The organism is Poritiphilus flavus, assembly GCF_009901585.1.
Taxonomy (GTDB): domain Bacteria; phylum Bacteroidota; class Bacteroidia; order Flavobacteriales; family Flavobacteriaceae; genus Poritiphilus; species Poritiphilus flavus.
On sequence record NZ_WXYO01000006.1, the window covers coordinates 247,697 to 265,578 of the forward strand.

The 17,882-nt window shown below is 50.2% G+C and carries 7 protein-coding genes; 2 read left to right on the forward strand and 5 right to left on the reverse strand.

All coding sequences use genetic code 11. From position 1 onward, the window contains the following. The first annotated feature begins 6 nt into the window (after positions 1-6). Positions 7-9,135: a BspA family leucine-rich repeat surface protein gene (locus GTQ38_RS13845; RefSeq protein WP_161436136.1), complete on the forward strand. Its 9,129-nt coding sequence runs from the start codon at positions 7-9 to the stop codon at positions 9,133-9,135. Positions 9,136-9,499: 364 nt separating this feature from the next. On the opposite strand, the gene leuB is transcribed toward GTQ38_RS13845, so the two are convergent. From leuB to leuC, 4 genes are all read right to left on the reverse strand, one after another. Further along, the gene (leuB, locus tag GTQ38_RS13850) at positions 9,500-10,555 is read right to left on the reverse strand and encodes a 3-isopropylmalate dehydrogenase (protein WP_161436137.1); all 1,056 of its coding nucleotides are present in this window, start codon (positions 10,553-10,555) and stop codon (positions 9,500-9,502) included. A gap of 17 nt (positions 10,556-10,572) precedes the next feature. Beyond that, positions 10,573-12,090: an alpha-isopropylmalate synthase regulatory domain-containing protein gene (locus GTQ38_RS13855; RefSeq protein WP_161436138.1), complete on the reverse strand. Its 1,518-nt coding sequence runs from the start codon at positions 12,088-12,090 to the stop codon at positions 10,573-10,575. Positions 12,091-12,116: 26 nt separating this feature from the next. After that, positions 12,117-12,713 carry a 3-isopropylmalate dehydratase small subunit gene (leuD, locus tag GTQ38_RS13860; RefSeq protein WP_161436139.1) on the reverse strand — a complete coding sequence of 199 codons (597 nt, stop codon included), beginning with the start codon at positions 12,711-12,713 and terminating at the stop codon, positions 12,117-12,119. A 103-nt stretch (positions 12,714-12,816) separates the two neighbouring features. Continuing rightward, positions 12,817-14,232, reverse strand: coding sequence for a 3-isopropylmalate dehydratase large subunit (gene leuC, locus GTQ38_RS13865; protein ID WP_161436140.1), 1,416 nt, complete (start codon positions 14,230-14,232; stop codon positions 12,817-12,819). Positions 14,233-14,549: 317 nt separating this feature from the next. Here leuC and GTQ38_RS13870 point away from each other — a divergent pair, with 317 nt between their 5' ends. After that, positions 14,550-15,659, forward strand: a complete 1,110-nt coding sequence (locus GTQ38_RS13870; RefSeq protein WP_161436141.1) for a DUF2911 domain-containing protein — start codon at positions 14,550-14,552, stop codon at positions 15,657-15,659. A gap of 66 nt (positions 15,660-15,725) precedes the next feature. Here the strand turns inward: GTQ38_RS13870 and recG are convergent, their stop codons facing one another. Next, a complete protein-coding gene (gene recG, locus GTQ38_RS13875) occupies positions 15,726-17,831 on the reverse strand; it encodes an ATP-dependent DNA helicase RecG (protein ID WP_161436142.1) in 2,106 nt (701 codons plus the stop codon). Positions 17,832-17,882 lie beyond the last annotated feature (51 nt).

Genomic DNA, 17,882 nt, shown 5'->3' on the forward strand with positions numbered 1-17,882 from the left:
TACATTATGGGAACAAATGACGCAATGGGCCGAAAGTGGTCCGGGCTTATGCTTTTTACCTGTCTATTAACCACCATTGGCCTGTCTGCCCAGAGTGAGTTCATCACCACCTGGGATACGACCAGACCGGGCACCTCCAACAGCAACTCCATCACCATCCCCGCAGTGGGGACCTATGATGTGGACCTGGGCAATGATGGAATCTATGACCTGTATGACGAAGCGGGAACCACTACCATAGATGTGACCACTCATAACCATACCGCTGGGGAGATACAGGTCGCCCTTCGCAATGCCGCCTCCGGGAAGGGGACCCTGACCAGGATACATTTCAGCAATACAGGTGACCGACAGAAACTTCTCTCCGTGGACCAATGGGGCAGTGGCATAGCCTGGAGTACAATGCGGAGTGCATTTTCTGGCTGTACCAATTTAGAGGTCGAGGCGACCGATGCTCCCGACCTAAGCGGCGTGACCAGTCTGGATAGTATGTTTGCCCAGTGCACATCACTTACAGGGTCAACGGGCTTCTCCAACTGGAATACCAGTAAGGTGACCAATATGCGCATGATGTTTTGGTCTGCAACTGCCTTTAACGGGAACATCGGTTCCTGGAACACCAGCAAAGTGACCAGTATGTACAACATGTTTGGCTTTGCAAGTACCTTTAACCAGGACATCGGTTCCTGGAATGTGGGCCAGGTGAAAACTATGTACGGGATGTTTTACAATGCAAGTGCCTTTAACAGGGCCATCGGTTCCTGGAATACTGGCAATGTGACCAGTATGGGCGCGATGTTCAAAGACGCGACCGCCTTTAACCAGGACATCGGTTCCTGGAACACAGGAAGCGTGGGCGATATGTACGAGATGTTTTATCGCGCAAGTGCCTTTGACCAGGACATCGGTTCCTGGGACCTGGGCCAGTTGAACGGGGCTGGGGGCTATACCATGCTCAGCGGTAGTGGGCTCTCGGTTGCCAACTGGGACGCCACGCTGATCGGTTGGCATGCGCAGGGCTTTACCAACACGGTTACCATCGGTGCCTCTGGCCTGGTGTACTGCACGGCCGGCACACAGCATGCCGCTTTGAACTCCGGATCCTTCAAAGTCAGTGGCGACAGTGCGGAAACCACTCCGCCGACGGCCCGATGTAAGTCGGCTACCCTCCAGCTGGGCACCACCGGTACGGCGACCCTGACGGCCGCCCTTGTGGACAATGGCTCCAGCGATGCCTGTGGCGATGTCTCATTGGTCCTGTCCAAGAGCAACTTTACGACCGCCGACCTCGGTGATAACACAGTGACCCTGACGGTGACCGACCCCAATTGGAACACAAACAGTTGTACGGCCACAGTGACCGTGGAGGATCCATCAAAAGCCAATTTTATCACCACCTGGGACACGACCAAACCCGGCTTTTCCAATGGGAACTCCATCCATATTCTTGCCACAGGGATCTACGATGTGGACCTAGGCAATGACGGTATCTTTGACCTGTTCGACCAGAACGGAATCACGACCATAGATGTGACCTATTACGGCCATACCGCCGGGCAGATACAGGTGGCCCTTCGCAATGCTGCTTCCGGGGCTGGGAACCTGACCAGGATACACTTCCACAATGCGGGCGACAAGGATAAGCTACTCTCCGTGGACAACTGGGGCAGCAGTATCTCCTGGATCGCAATGTGGGGTGCATTTCAAGGCTGCACCAACCTGGAGGTCAAAGCAACGGACGTCCCTGACCTGGGCAGGGTGACAGATATGGGGCAGATGTTCCAAGGGTGCACCTCACTTACTGGGATGAAAGGCTTCTCTAATTGGGATACCAACAAGGTGACTGATATGGAGGAAATGTTTGCTGGTGCAAGCGCCTTTAAAGGCGATATCAGTTCCTGGGACACGACCAATGTGAGTGATATGGAGGGCATGTTTGACGGGGCCAGTTCCTTTAATGGGAATATTGGTTCCTGGAATGTGGCCAACGTTACCAATATGGGCTGGATGTTCCGGGATGCAACCTCCTTTGATCAGGACATTAGCACCTGGAACACGACAAAGGTGACAGATATGCGTTACATGTTCCAAGGGGCAACCTCCTTTAACGGGGCTATCGGTTCCTGGAACACCAGTAGCGTCACCGATATGGGAAGCATGTTTTCTAACGCAACCTCCTTTGATCAGGACATTGGTTCCTGGGATACCGGCAAGGTGACCGATATGGAACGAATGTTTTTTCAGGCAACCTCCTTTAACGGGGCCATCGGTTCCTGGAACACCAGCAGCGTGATCAATATGTGGTATATGTTCAATGACGCGAGCGCCTTTGACCAGAACCTGGGCGATTGGGACCTGGGGCAGCTGACCTATGGCAGGAATATGCTCAACGACAGTGGGCTCTCGGTTGCCAATTGGGACGCCACCCTCATAGGCTGGTACGGCCAGGGTTTTACCAACACCACTACCATCAGCGCTTCCGGCCTGGTCTACTGCAAGGCAGGTACACAGCGTGCCGCGCTAACCCTCAACATTATCAGGGACCGTGCAGAAACCACCCCGCCGACAGCCGTTTGCAAGGCGGTAACCCTCCAACTGGATGCCAATGGTAAGGCAACTCTGACGACCGACCTTGTTGATAATGGTTCCAGCGATGCCTGTGGCGATGTCTCATTGGGCCTGTCCAAGTCTAGCTTCTCCACCTCCGACCTGGGCGTGAATACAGTGACCCTTACGGTGACCGACCCCAATGGGAACAGCAGCACCTGTCAGGCCTCAGTGACCGTGGAGGACCCCGCAAGCCTGTTTGTGACCACCTGGGACACTACCAAACCCGGCACCTCCGGCGGGAACTCCATCACCATCCCGGCTGAAGGGACCTACGATGTGGACCTTGGCAATGACGGCAGCTATGAATTGTTTGACCAGACCGGGACCACAACCATAAATGTCACTACCTATGGCCATACCGCCGGGGAGATACAGCTGGCCCTTCGCAATGCGGCCTCCGGTTCCGGAAACCTAACAAGCATTCGTTTCAACAACACGGGAGACAAACAAAAATTGATCTCTGTAGACCAGTGGGGTAGCAGTATAGCCTGGAGTACCATGGCCAGCGCATTCTACGGCTGTTCCAACTTGCAGGTCAAGGCGACCGATGCCCCGGATCTGGGCAGTGTGACCAATATGTCCGGGATGTTCCGGAGTGCAAGCGTCTTTAACGGGGACATCGGTTCCTGGAACACGGCTGGTGTGACAGACATGAACAGTATGTTCCAGAATGCAAGCGCCTTTAATGGGGACATCGGCTCCTGGGACACGGGTAAGGTGACCACTATGCACCGGATGTTTTACAATGCCACAGCCTTTAGCGGAAATATCGGTTCCTGGGACACGGACAATGTGACCAGTATGGGACTTATGTTTTATGGTGCAAGCGCTTTTAACGGGAACATTGGTTCCTGGGAGACAGCCAGCGTAACCAACATGCAATCCATGTTCTCTAGTGCAAGCGCCTTTGATCAGGATCTCAGTTCCTGGAACACAGGCAATGTGACCGATATGAACGCTATGTTTTTTCGCGCAAGCGCCTTTAACCAGAACATCGATTCCTGGGACACCAGCAGCGTGACCGATATGGGCGGCATGTTTTGGGGCGCAACCACCTTTGACCAGGACCTTGGTTCCTGGAACACCAGCAGCGTGACGAATATGAGCTTCATGTTTTACAATGCAAGCGTCTTTGACCAGGACATCGGTTCCTGGAACACCACTAAGGTGACTAATATGTCCGGTATGTTCCGGAGTGCAAGTACCTTTAATGGAAACATCAGTTCCTGGGACACCAGCAAGGTGAGCAAGATGGATAACATGTTTAATAGTGCAACCGCCTTTGACCAGGACCTGGGCGCATGGGACCTGTGGTGGCTTACCAATGGGACTTCCATGCTCGATGGCAGTGGGCTCTCTATTGATAATTGGGACGCCACGTTGATCGGTTGGTACAACCAGGGCCTTGCCGGAACAATCTTACTCGACGCTTTGGGACTGGTCTACTGCAAGGCCGTCACCGAGCGCGCCGCGTTCTCCTATGACATTACCGGAGACCGCGCAGAAACCACCCCGCCGACAGCGAGTGATCCAGTACCGATAAGTGTACAATGTGCATCCGACGTTCCCGCTGCAGACATCACCGTAGTGACCGATGAAGCGGACAACTGTGGGACACCTACAGTGACCTTTGTGAGTGATGTAAGTGATGGGAACAGCAACCCTGAGGTGATCACCCGGACTTATCGGGTGACCGACGAAGTAGGAAACAGTACCGATGTGACCCAGATCATTACAGTTAACGATACGACAGCCCCCACGGCCAGCAATCCGGCACCAATCAATGACCAGTGCAGTGCCCCCGCACCGGACATCACGGAAGTGACCGACGAGGCCGACAACTGTACGGCAAGCCCGACAGTCACCTTTGTCAGTGATGTGAGTGATGGGAACAGCAACCCAGAGGTAATCACCCGAACCTATCGGGTGACTGATGGAGCAGGGAATAGCACCGATGTCACCCAGACCATCACAGTAAACGATACAACGGCCCCCACCGCAAGCAACCCGGCAGCGGTGAGTGTACAGTGCTCCTCCAATGTGCCTGCCGTAGACATCGCGGAAGTGACCGATGAGGCGGACAACTGTACGGCCAACCCAACAGTCACCTTTGTCAGTGATGTGAGTGATGGGAACAGCAACCCAGAGGTGGTCACCCGAACCTATCGGGTGACCGATGGAGCAGGGAATAGCACCGATGTGACCCAGACCATAACGATAAACGATACAACGGCTCCTACGGCCAGCAACCCGGCAGCGGTGAGTGTACAGTGTTCCTCCAATGTGCCTGCCGTAGACATCACAGTAGTAGTAGACGAAGCGGACAACTGTACAGCAAACCCAACAGTTACCTTTGTGAGTGATGTAAGCGATGGCAACAGCAACCCTGAGGTGATCACCCGTACCTATAGGGTGACTGATGGAGCAGGGAATAGCACCGATGTAGCCCAGACCATCACAGTAAACGATACAACGGCTCCTACAGCCAGCAATGCGGTAGCCATAAGTGCACAGTGTAGCGCCCCAGCACCAGATATTACCGTAGTGACCGATAAGGCCGACAACTGTACGGCAAGCCCGACAGTCACCTTTGTCAGTGATGTGAGTGATGGCAACAGCAACCCTGAAGTGATCACCCGTACCTATAGGGTTACCGATGGGGCAGGGAACAGTACGGATGTAACTCAGACCATAACAGTTAATGATACAATGGCTCCCACGGCCAGCAATCCGGCACCAATCAATGCCCAGTGCAGTGCCCCCGCACCAGACATTACGGTAGTGACCGACGAGGCCGACAACTGTACAGCAAGCCCGACCGTTACCTTTGTGAGTGATGTAAGCGATGGCAACAGCAACCCTGAGGTGATCACGCGGACCTACAGAGTTACCGATGGTGCAGGGAACAGTACGGATGTAACTCAGACCATAATAGTTAATGATACAATGGCTCCCACGGCCAGTAATCCGGCACCAATAAATGCCCAGTGCAGTGCCCCCGCACCAGACATCACCGTAGTGACCGATGAAGCCGATAATTGTACGGCCAGCCCAACGGTCACTTTTGTAAGTGATATAAGTGATGGCAACAGCAACCCTGAAGTGATCACCCGAACCTATCGGGTGACCGATGGAGCAGGGAACAGTACGGATATCACCCAGACCATCACTGTAAACGATACAGCGGCCCCCACCGCAAGCAACCCGGCAGCGGTGAGTGTACAGTGTTCCTCCAATGTCCCTGCTGTAGACATCACCGAAGTGACCGATGAAGCCGATAATTGTACGGCCAACCCAACGGTCACTTTTGTAAGTGACATAAGCGATGGCAACAGCAACCCTGAGGTAATCACCCGTACCTATCGAGTGACCGACGCGGCTGGGAACTCCACAGATGTAACCCAGACCATTACAATAAACGATACTACTGCTCCAACGGCCAGCGACCTGGCAGCGGTAAGCGTACAATGTTCCTCCAATGTCCCAGCCGTAGATATCACGGTGGTAAACGATGAGGCAGACAACTGTACGGCCAACCCAACGGTCACTTTTGTAAGTGACGTAAGCGATGGCAACAGCAACCCCGAGGTGATCAGCCGGACCTATCGTGTTACCGATGGAGCAGGGAACAGTACGGATGTAACTCAGACCATCACGATAAATGATACGACGGCCCCCACGGCCAGCGATCCGGCACCAATCAATGCCCAGTGCAGTGCCCCCGCACCAGATATTACCGTAGTGACCGATAAGGCCGACAACTGTGAGACACCGACTGTGACCTTTGTGAGTGATGTAAGCGATGGCAACAGCAATCCGGAAGTGATCACTCGGACCTATAGAGTTACCGATGAAGCCGGGAACAGTACCGATGTGACCCAGACCATTACAGTTAACGATACCACGGCCCCCTCGGCCAGCAATCCGGTAGCGATCAGTGCCCAGTGTAATGCCCCGGCACCGGACATCACTGTAGTGACCGATGAAGCGGATAACTGTACCGGAAATCCAACAGTCACGTTTATGAGTGATGTGAGCGATGGCAACAGCTACCCAGAGGTGATCACCCGAACCTATAGGGTGACCGACGGGGCAGGGAATAGTACCGATGTGACCCAAACGATCACTGTGGGTGATACAACAGCTCCTACGGCCAGCAATCCGGCAGCAGTGAGTGTACAGTGTGCATCTGATGTTCCCGCCGTAGACATCACTGTAGTGACCGACGAAGCCGACAACTGTACTTCAAACCCTACGGTCACCTTTGTAAGTGATGTGAGTGATGGCAACAGCTACCCTGAGGTGATCACCCGGACCTATAGGGTGACCGATGGAGCAGGGAATAGTACCGATGTAACTCAAACGATCACCGTAATAGATACGACGGCGCCTACGGCACAGTGCAAGCCGGTGAAACTTCGATTGGATATCAACGGTACGGCCAGCCTGGATACCGACCTTGTGGACGCCGGTTCCAGTGATGCCTGTGGGAACGTCACTCTGGACGTATCCCGGAACCGCTTTACGACCACCGACCTTGGGGCGAACACGGTGACCCTTATAGTGGAGGACAGCAGCGGCAACTCGGCCAGCTGCATGGCCTCGGTGACTGTGGCAGACTCTGCAACCTTTGTTACCACCTGGGACACGACCAGTGGGAACTCCATCACCATCCCCGCCATGGGGACCTACGATGTGGACCTGGGCGATGATGGCAGCTATGAACTGACTGACCAGCGTGGACCCATTACCGTGAACGTCACTGAGCATAGCCATGACGGTGTAGTACAGGTGGCCCTCAACAATGCCGCCTCGGGGGATGGGACCCTGGAAGGGATACGGTTCAACAATGGGGGAGACAAAGAGAAGCTGCTCTCGGTGGATCAGTGGGGCAATGGTATCTCCTGGGGCATGATGGCGAGTGCGTTCTATGGTTGTAGCAACCTGGAGGTCAGGGCCACGGATACCCCGGACCTGGGCAATGTGGCCAGTATGGATCAGATGTTCAGGGGTTGTACCTCACTTACCGGCTCCACGGGCTTCTCCAACTGGGACACCAGCAACGTGATCTATATGGGCTCGATGTTTTCCGGTGCAAGCTCTTTTAGCGGGAACATCGGTTCCTGGAACACAAGCCGTGTGATCGATATGAGCGGCATGTTCCAGAACGCGACCTCCTTCAATGGGGAAATCGGTTCCTGGGATACTGGCAAGGTGACCAGTATGGAGCGGATGTTTGCCGGGAACGAGAACGATCCTAACCCAATTGTATTTAACCAGGATATCAGTTTGTGGAACACCAGCAAGGTGACCAGTATGGAATCCATGTTCAGGAACGCAAGGACCTTTGACCAGGATATCGGTTCCTGGGATGTCTCCAGGGTTACCAATATGGCCTATATGTTTGCCTATGCGAGGGTCTTTAACGGGAACATCAGTTCCTGGAACGTGGGTAGTGTGACTAATATGGAGTGGACGTTTTCCGGCGCATTTGCCTTTGACCAGGAAATCGGTTCCTGGGATGTGTCCAGGGTGACCAATATGAACGGCATGTTGCGGTTCACACGGACCTTTAACAGGGACCTCGGTTCGTGGAATACAAGCAGCGTGACTATTATGAGCGGGATGTTTAGCAACGCAAGGGCCTTTAATAGTGACATCGGCTCCTGGAATGTGTCCGGGGTGACCCTAATGGGAGGCATGTTTTTGAATGCGGCCGCCTTTGACCAGGATATCGGTTCCTGGGATGTGGGCAGCTTGACCTCGATGGAGCATATGTTTAATGGAGCAAGCGCCTTTGACCGAGACATCAGCTCCTGGGACACCAGCAAAGTGACCGATATGCGGTCCATGTTCAAAAATGCGGCCGCCTTTGACCAGGACCTTGGCGAATGGAATCTCGGGGCGTTGAACAACGGCAGCTACATGCTCCATGGCAGTGGGCTCTCGGTTGCCAATTGGGACGCCACGCTGATCGGATGGCACGGGCAGGGCTTTACCAATACCGTGACCATCGGTGCCTTTGGGCTGGCCTACTGTACGGCCGAGACCCAGCGTGCAGCGCTAAGCTTCAGGATTGTCAGCGACCGTAAGGACTGCGGAACAGGGAACCTTAGCCGTCTGTTCCTACCGAAACCGAAGGGCGATGAAACCAACAGCAATGATCTCAGTGGGCCGCCAGCTCTGGGCGGAACAGGGGCCGATGAAATGGACAACAAAGGCTTTGGCGGACTGCCGGCGGTGGGTAACAGGGCGTTCTCCCCGAATGGTGATGGGGTCAACGATACTTTTTCCATTTCCTGGCTGAGGCGCGATTACCCCAATTACACCATGACGATCTATGACCAAAACGGCTCCCTGTTGTACAAAGGGAACGCCGGGACAGCGGACTGGGATGGGAGCGCTGCCGGCCAAGGTATTACCATGGGAGACGGTAAACTGCCCAACGGAGTATACTATTATACGATTGATTTTGGGGACGGGACCAGACCACCAGTTCAAGGGGTCGTCTATCTGCACCGATAGGCAGAGGGACGTACAAAAGGGTCAGGAAAAATTATCATAAGACAGGAGACGTGGACTCTTTATCCATGAAACAATAGGATAGGGAGTCCACGGGTTTTCTGTTATTCCAAATCTCGAAATGGATAGGTTCTGCCATGCTCTTGCCAGTGCTACCAACGAATCCGATGATGCCCCATTTTGTAAAGTTTCGTATTTCTGCACGATAAAAGATACTCTTGGGCATATTGGGTTTTAAAACCGTACCGGTGTTCAATATCAACGGCGATGAAGGTCGGGACATCACGACTACAGCATCGGTAAAGAACACTTTGAGTTCGAGGTCATGAGCAAAGCACTTAGCGGCGAATCATAAATGACTGCTGCCTCAAACCCTGGCAGCCAGCCAGTCACCAACCTCGCTGGTCTTATAAGACTTTCCACCTTCTGCCAGATCTTCAGTAACCACACCTTCGGCCAGAGAGGCATTCACAATATTCCTGATCGTCTCGGCTTCTTCGGCCAGGTTGAGGTCGTCAAATAACATGGCCGCGGATAGGATAGTTGCAAGCGGATTGGCAATATCTTTGCCTGCCGCCTGGGGGTATGAGCCGTGAATGGGTTCGTATAACCCAATGCTTTCACCAACGGAAGCAGATGGCATAAGCCCCATGGAACCTGAAATTACAGATGCTTCATCGGTAAGAATATCACCGAACATATTTTCGGTGATCAATACGTCGTAATCATTAGGCCATTGTACCAATCGCATAGCAACAGCATCAACGAATTCGTAGGAAACAGATACTTCAGGATAATCTTTGGCCATCTCCTGAACGGTTTCTCTCCATAAACGCGAAGATTCAAGGACATTTGCCTTGTCTACACAGCAAAGCTTCTTAGACCGTTTCATTGCCAATTCAAAGCCTTTTTTTGCCAGTCTTTGAATTTCAGCACGCGTATAGGTACAGGTATCGTATGCAGTATCTCCGTTGTCTTCCCTGCCTCGTTTCCCAAAATAGATGCCTCCGGTCAGTTCGCGTAAGAATACCAGATCTGTACCTTCTATCCGTTCCCTTTTTAAGGGCGATTTGTCAATCAAAGAAGGGAACGTAAAAGTGGGTCGTACATTGGCAAATAAGCCTAATTTCTGGCGCATTTTCAGCAGCCCCTGCTCCGGTCTTACCTTTGCTGATGGATCATTGTCGAACCTTGGGTGCCCAATAGCCCCAAAAAGAACGGCGTCCGAAGATATACAGGTTTCATGAGTCTCATCCGGATAGGGTTCCCCTACGGCATCAATTGCTGCCGCCCCGGTTAGGGCTGGCTTCCAGTTAATCTCATGGGAAAACTTTTTGGCGACTGCATCGCAAACTTTTACGGCCTGGTCAATGACTTCGGGACCTATCCCGTCTCCAGCCAGCAAGGCTATATTTAATTTCATATGATGTGTTTGGTTATTTATATGATGTTAAGCATTTTTTCAGTGGCTTTGATGGCCGATACGGTTTGATCTGAATCCAAACCCCTGGTGGTAAAATCTTTTCCGTTGTTCTGCCAGGTTATCACAGTTTCACAAAGGGCGTCCGAATTACTTCCCGGAGGAATCCTAACCGCGTAATCGATCAGTTTGGGAAGTTCCAGTTTCCTGGATTTGTAAACCTTGCGAAGGGCGTTCATAAAAGCGTCGAATTGCCCATCGCCCTGCGCATTTTCCTCATGAGACTCCCCCTCGATCTCCACGGCAACCGTCGTTGACGGTTTTAGACCTTTGGAATGCGTCAGTACATAAGACTTTACGATAACCTTTTGTTGGTAGGTATTGCTGTCCAGTACATCCGAAATAATATAAGGCAGGTCTTCTTTGGTGACCTTTTCCTTTTTGTCTCCCAGCTCGATGATCCGCTGTGTTACCTTTTTCAATTCCTCATCGTTGAGGGTAAGCCCGAGTTCCTGTAAATTTTTCTGAATGTTAGCCTTACCGGAAGTCTTTCCAAGAGCGTATTTGCGTTTTCTTCCAAAGCGCTCGGGAAGCAGGTCGTTGAAATACAAGTTCTTTTTGTTATCCCCGTCTGCGTGTATTCCGGCAGTCTGGGTAAAAACATTGTCTCCAACAATAGGTTTGTTAGCCGGGATCCCAAAACCAGTAAAGGCAGAAACCAGTTTGCTGACCTTAAAAAGGGCGGATTCGTCTACTGCTATCTCAATATGAGGCATAAAATCGTTGATCACAGCTACTACACTGGCCAAAGGAGCATTTCCGGCCCTTTCGCCCATACCATTAACGGTAAGATGCAAACCATGGCAACCCGCTTTAAGGGCTTCCATCACATTGGCCACACTGAGGTCATAATCGTTATGTCCGTGAAAATCAAAATGTTGATCCGGATAGCGTTTAAGGATTTCATCGAGGAACCTAAAAGCCTCCTCATGCGTTAGCACTCCCAGGGTGTCCGGAAGTAGAATTCTTTTTACTTTTTGTGTGCTCAGAAAGTCCAGGAACTCAAAGACATAGTCAGCTGAATGCCGCATCCCATTGCTCCAGTCTTCAAGGTAGACATTGGTTGCGATACCAACTTCATCCCCTTGCTTAATTACCTTGGCAATATCCTTAAAATGCTGCTCAGGGGATTTTTTTAGTTGATGGGTCAGGTGGTTCAAAGAGCCTTTGGTCAGGAGATTTTGAACTGTTGCTCCAGCTTTTTGCATCCATTCGATGGATAAACCGTTGTCTACAAAGGTCAGTACCTCAATACGGTCTAAATGGCCAGAGTCTTTGGCCCAATCCGTTATTTGCCTGACAGATTCAAACTCGCCTTCGGAAACGCGGGCAGAGGCAATTTCAATGCGATCAACCCTGAGTTCTTCCAACAATAGTTTAGCCAGTGTAAGCTTCTCCGAGGCGGAGAAGGAGACCCCGGAGGTCTGTTCACCATCCCGGAGCGTGGTATCCATTATTTCAACTTTTCTCGCTTTCATTTTACGGGAGGCCAGGCCTGATAGTTCTACAATGGAGTTCCCTGGGCAAAGGATTGGATATCATCCTTCATATTCACCAGGTAGTCAATATCATCAAACCCATTCAGCAGGTTCGACTTTTTGTAATCATTGATCTCAAAGGATTCTGATTCACCGCTGTTATTAATGGTAATGGTCTGATCCGGCAGATTAACTACCAACTCGCTTTTGGGGTCACTTTCCATGGACTTGAATATTTTTTCAAGGAACTCCGGACTCACTTTTACAGGTAAAACACCTATATTCAAGCAGTTATTTCGGAAAATATCCGCAAAGAAACTGGATACTACACAGCGAAATCCATAGTCGTATATAGCCCATGCCGCATGCTCCCGTGAAGATCCCGAACCGAAATTCTTACCTCCCACCAGGATCTTGCCGCTATACAGAGGATTGTTCAGCACAAAATGCTCCTTGGGAGTATCGTCTGAATTATAGCGCCAGTCCCGAAAGAGGTTATCTCCAAACCCTTTGCGCTCCGTGGCCTTCAAGAATCTTGCCGGAATGATCTGATCCGTATCCACATTCTCTATAGGCAGCGGCACCGCAGTGCTGGTAAGTACATTAAATTTATCGTATGCCATTTCTGGAAATTAAATTTTGTTTTTTATCTATCGTCTATCGTCTATCGTCTATCGTCTGTCCTCATAGCGTATAGCGCATTGCGTATTCGCGATTAGCCTTTAATCACGCCATCTCCGGTTCCATCAACTCCCTGGGGTCTGTTACCCTTCCGGTTATGGCTGCCGCAGCGGCGACCAGCGGACTTGCTAATAAGGTCCGGGCACCGGGCCCTTGCCGTCCTTCAAAATTCCGGTTAGAGGTACTCACCGCATATTTTCCTGCTGGGATCTTATCGTCATTCATCGCAAGGCATGCGGAACATCCCGGTTCCCTTAGCTGAAATCCGGCTTCTTCAAGGATCTCTAACAATCCTTCTGCCTTAATGGCCTCTTCTACCTTATGAGATCCAGGTACTAACCAGGCCGTCACATGTGCTGCCTTCTGCCTTCCTTTAACCAGTCCTGCAAAAGCCCTAAAATCTTCAATTCGACCGTTGGTGCAGCTTCCGAGGAATACAAAGTCGATCTTTTTCCCAAGCATAGCCTCACCTTCATTAAAATCCATGTATTCCAGGGACTTTTTATAAGTGGCAACACCACCTTCAATGGCCTCTGCTTTAGGAATACCATTTGAAATTCCGACGCCCATACCGGGATTGGTACCGTAGGTGATCATAGGTTCAATGGCGCTGCCCTCAAATGAGACCTCACGGTCGAAGACCGCACCATTATCAGTTTTTAATGTTTTCCAGTAGGCCATAGCCTTGTTCCAGGCCTCACCTTTAGGCGTAAATTCTCTATCCTTGATGTAAGCAAATGTCTTCTCATCCGGGGCGACCATGCCACCGCGTGCACCCATTTCAATGCTCAGATTACAAACCGTCATCCGGCCTTCCATACTCATATTGCGGAAAACCTCGCCGGAATACTCCACAAAATATCCCGTGGCACCTGAAGTGGTTAGCTGAGAAATGATATAAAGTGCCACGTCCTTAGGGGTGACCGCCTTATTGAGTTCACCGTCAATGGTGATTTTCATACTTTTGGGTTTGGGTTGCATGATGCATTGAGTAGCCAACACCATTTCAACCTCCGAAGTACCTATTCCAAAGGCAATGGCTCCAAATGCCCCATGGGTAGAGGTATGCGAGTCACCACAGACAATGGTTGCTCCGGGAAGTGTGATGCCATTTTCCGGTCCTATTACGTGAACAATTCCATTTTTCTCATGCCCAAGACCCCAATAAGGGATACCGTGTTCTCTGGCATTTTGTTCCAGGGCTTTTAACTGATTGGCAGAAAGCGGATCCTTCACAGGAAGATGTTGATTCAGGGTAGGGGTATTGTGGTCTGCTGTTGCAAAAGTCCGTTCGGGATACAGCACTTTTATTCCCCTGTTCCTCAAACCTAAAAAGGCCACAGGACTGGTAACTTCGTGAACCAGGTGCCTGTCTATGAAGAGTACGTCCGGACCATTGTCAATACTTCTTACGACATGGGAATCCCAGACCTTATCAAATAGTGTTTTCGCAGCGTTCATAAACTAAAATCATTAAGCAAACAAAACTATTAAACCAACTCGTTTAAGGAAACTAAAGCGATAAAAAATTACGACGTTCAACACCAGGTTTCACAAAATTCCCAAAAGTCTAAACTGAAGATTCCAGGCTTTTAAAACAACGAAAGAGGGTCGGATCGGCTTTCAGCCGAGAGCATTATATATTCTATTAAACGACTGGGAATACCGTAGTTTAACAGATCAAAGTATAGGTTTAACATAATCGTAACGATTTCAATAATAGACGATATCTATCTTTAAACCACACCTATTCATTATAACTACTTAAAAACGAACTCATGAGAAAATTGTACCAGAAAAGTCCAGCCCTTCTTCTGCTGGCCACACTATTGTTTAGTGTGCAATCTTTTGCTCAACTCGACCTTCCTCGTGGTAGCCAAATGGCCAAAGTATCTCAACGTATCGGGATCACTGATGTCACCATAGTGTATTCACGACCCAGTGTGAATGACAGGGAAATATGGGGGAAGCTTGTTCCCTATGGGATGAACAATCTTGGATTTGGAACCGCCAAGGAATCTCCGTGGCGTGCCGGGGCAAATGAAAATACGGTGATCAAATTTACAGACGACGTCAAGATTGAAGGACAAGCACTTAGTGCAGGAAAATACGGCCTTCATATGGTGATTGAGGAAGGCGACAAGGCAACCGTCATATTCTCTAAGAATCACGGGGCCTGGGGAAGCTATTTCTACGAGCCTTCCGAAGACGCCCTTAGGGTAGATGTAAGCATGAAAGACATTCCCCATGTAGAACAGCTGACTTTCGCATTTAACGAAGTGGACGCGACTTCTGCGGTGGCTTCTCTAAACTGGGAGAAAAAGCAGATTCCCTTTAAAGTTGAGGTAGACGTAACGGATATTGTTTTGGCGGATATCCGCCAGAAGCTGCAGGATACCCCCGGCTTTAGCAGGCAATCCTGGGAACAGGCGGCTAATTTTGCCTTGAATAATGACGGTGATCTTGACGAGGCCCTCGGTTGGGTTGATGCCGCAATTGCCGGTCAGTTTTTTAGTCAAAAGACCTTTAATAATCTTGGCATAAAGGCCAGGATCCTTACCAAGCAGGGAAAAAATGCTGACGCAGATGCCTTAATGGATGAGGCTATGGGAATGGGTACGGTTTTCCAGATCCACGGTTATGGAAGGCAACTCATAGGACAGGGTGAGAAAGAAAAAGCTATGGCTGTGTTCAAGAAGAACGCGAAAATGAATAAAGGACAATGGCCTGTAGACTTTGGTCTGGCAAGAGGGTATTCTGCCATGGGAGATTATAAAACAGCCCTTAAGCACCTTAAAATCGCCGAAGGAAGAGCTCCTGATGCCTTAAATCAAAATGCAATTGCCGGATTCCTGGTAAAACTGGAAAACGGAGAAGATATTAATTAAGAACGCTCACGTTGTTAAATGAAGGCGCCTGGTTTTTACCGGGCGTTTTTTTTGGAGGACAAATGATTAGCTGATGTAGGTCCAGATATTTTTGTGTTTTGTGATCTCGGAGTATGCCTGTCTAACAGATCTGTGCTGATCCATCTCCAGCAATGGGTCCTGTTCAAGCACTTTTTTGGCGTAAAACCGGGCAGTGTTCAGAATATCACTGTCCTTGATGATATCGGCAATCTTTAGTTGCAACAAACCGCTTTGTTGTGTGCCCATGAGGTCTCCGGGACCGCGCAGTTTAAGGTCTACTTCGGCAATTTCAAAGCCGTCATTGGTCGCAACCATGGTCTCAAGCCGGGTTTTGGCTTCGGAGGAAAGCTTGAAACCGGTCATCAGAATACAATAACTCTGCTCTGCACCTCGTCCTACCCTTCCTCTTAACTGATGTAATTGGGACAGGCCAAAGCGTTCTGCGCTTTCTATGATCATAACAGACGCATTGGGGATATTTACACCCACTTCTATGACCGTGGTGGCCACCATGATCTGGGTCTCTCCCCGGATAAACCTATTCATCTCGTAATCCTTAGCATCGGATTTCATTTGCCCGTGAACTATGGAGATCTGGTAATCCGGCATAGGGAAATCCCTGGCAATACTCTCATAGCCATCCATAAGATCCTTATAGTCCAGGGCCTCAGATTCCTTGATCAACGGATAAACCACATAAACCTGCCTGCCTTTTTTTATTTCATCCCGGATAAACTGAAAGACCTTTAAGCGGTTTTGGTCAAAACGATGTACCGTTTTTACAGGTTTCCTGCCGGGAGGAAGCTCATCGATAACGGATATGTCCAGGTCTCCGTATAAACTCATAGCCAGGGTCCTGGGGATCGGAGTGGCGGTCATGACCAATATATGTGGGGGAGTAGCGTTTTTATGCCAAAGGCGGGAACGCTGAGCCACTCCAAAGCGGTGTTGTTCGTCTACTATCGCCAGCCCAAGGTTTTTGAAGACCACCTTATCTTCCAGGACCGCATGGGTTCCGATCAGAATATGGAGTTCACCGTTTTCCAGGGCTTCGTGGATTCTCTTTCGGTCCGATTTCCTGGTGGAACCGGTCAGTAATTCAATTGAGACCTTAAGTGACCCAAGCAATTCTTTCAGGCTGTTATAATGCTGGTTTGCCAATATTTCGGTCGGGGCCATCAGGCAGGCCTGGTATCCATTGTCTATGGCCAATAACATGCTCATCAGGGCAACAATGGTCTTTCCGGAACCCACATCGCCCTGCAGCAATCGATTCATTTGGGCATTGCTTCCCAAATCTGCCCTGATCTCTCTTAGTACTTTCTTCTGAGCCGAGGTTAGTTCAAATGGAAGATGTTCTTCATAAAAGCCGTTAAAAAGATCTCCGACCTTTTCAAAGTTGAAACCCCGTATTTTTTGCTGTCTCCGCTGTTTCTTCATCAAAAGTTGCAGCTGTATAAAAAAGAGTTCCTCGAATTTGAGTCGGAACCTGGCACGGGCCAGTTCCTCCTGGCTGTCCGGGAAATGAATGGCGCGCAGCGCAACTCGCTTTGGCACCAACTTCAGGGTATCCAATATGTCAGGAGCAAGGGTTTCCTGGAATAGTCCGCCCGTTTCTTCGAACAATTGCAACACAAATTTGCTGATCATTCTATTGGTTACCCCTGAATTGCTCAGCTTTTCTGTAGACGGGTACACCGGTTGCATTCTGAGCCTTTTAGCAGGCTGCTGATTTTTTAAGATTTCCATTTCCGGGTGTGCCATGGAGAATTTGCCGTTGTACCAATTAACACGCCCGAAGACGACATAGGGCGTATTTAGTTTTAGATTTTCCCTGATCCATTTCTGACTGCGGAACCATACGAGTTCCATCTCCCCGGTATCGTCTATAAATTTGGCCACCAGTCGGCTGCCCCTCTTTTGTGCAACGGTCTTAATATGGATGATCTTTCCAATGATCTGAATATCGGCATTGCTGCGCTCCAATTGATTGATCTTATAGAATTGAGTCCTGTCTATATGTCGGTTGGGAAAGAGATTCAGCAGGTCCTGATAAGTGCTAATACCCAATTCCGAACCCAACAAGTCTGCCCTGTTAGGACCTACTCCTTTGAGATAAGTAATCGGTGTTTGCAGATAATTGGAGTTCATCAGACTAAAATAAGTCTTACCTTGTACAACCGCAATAAACCAAAATGCTAA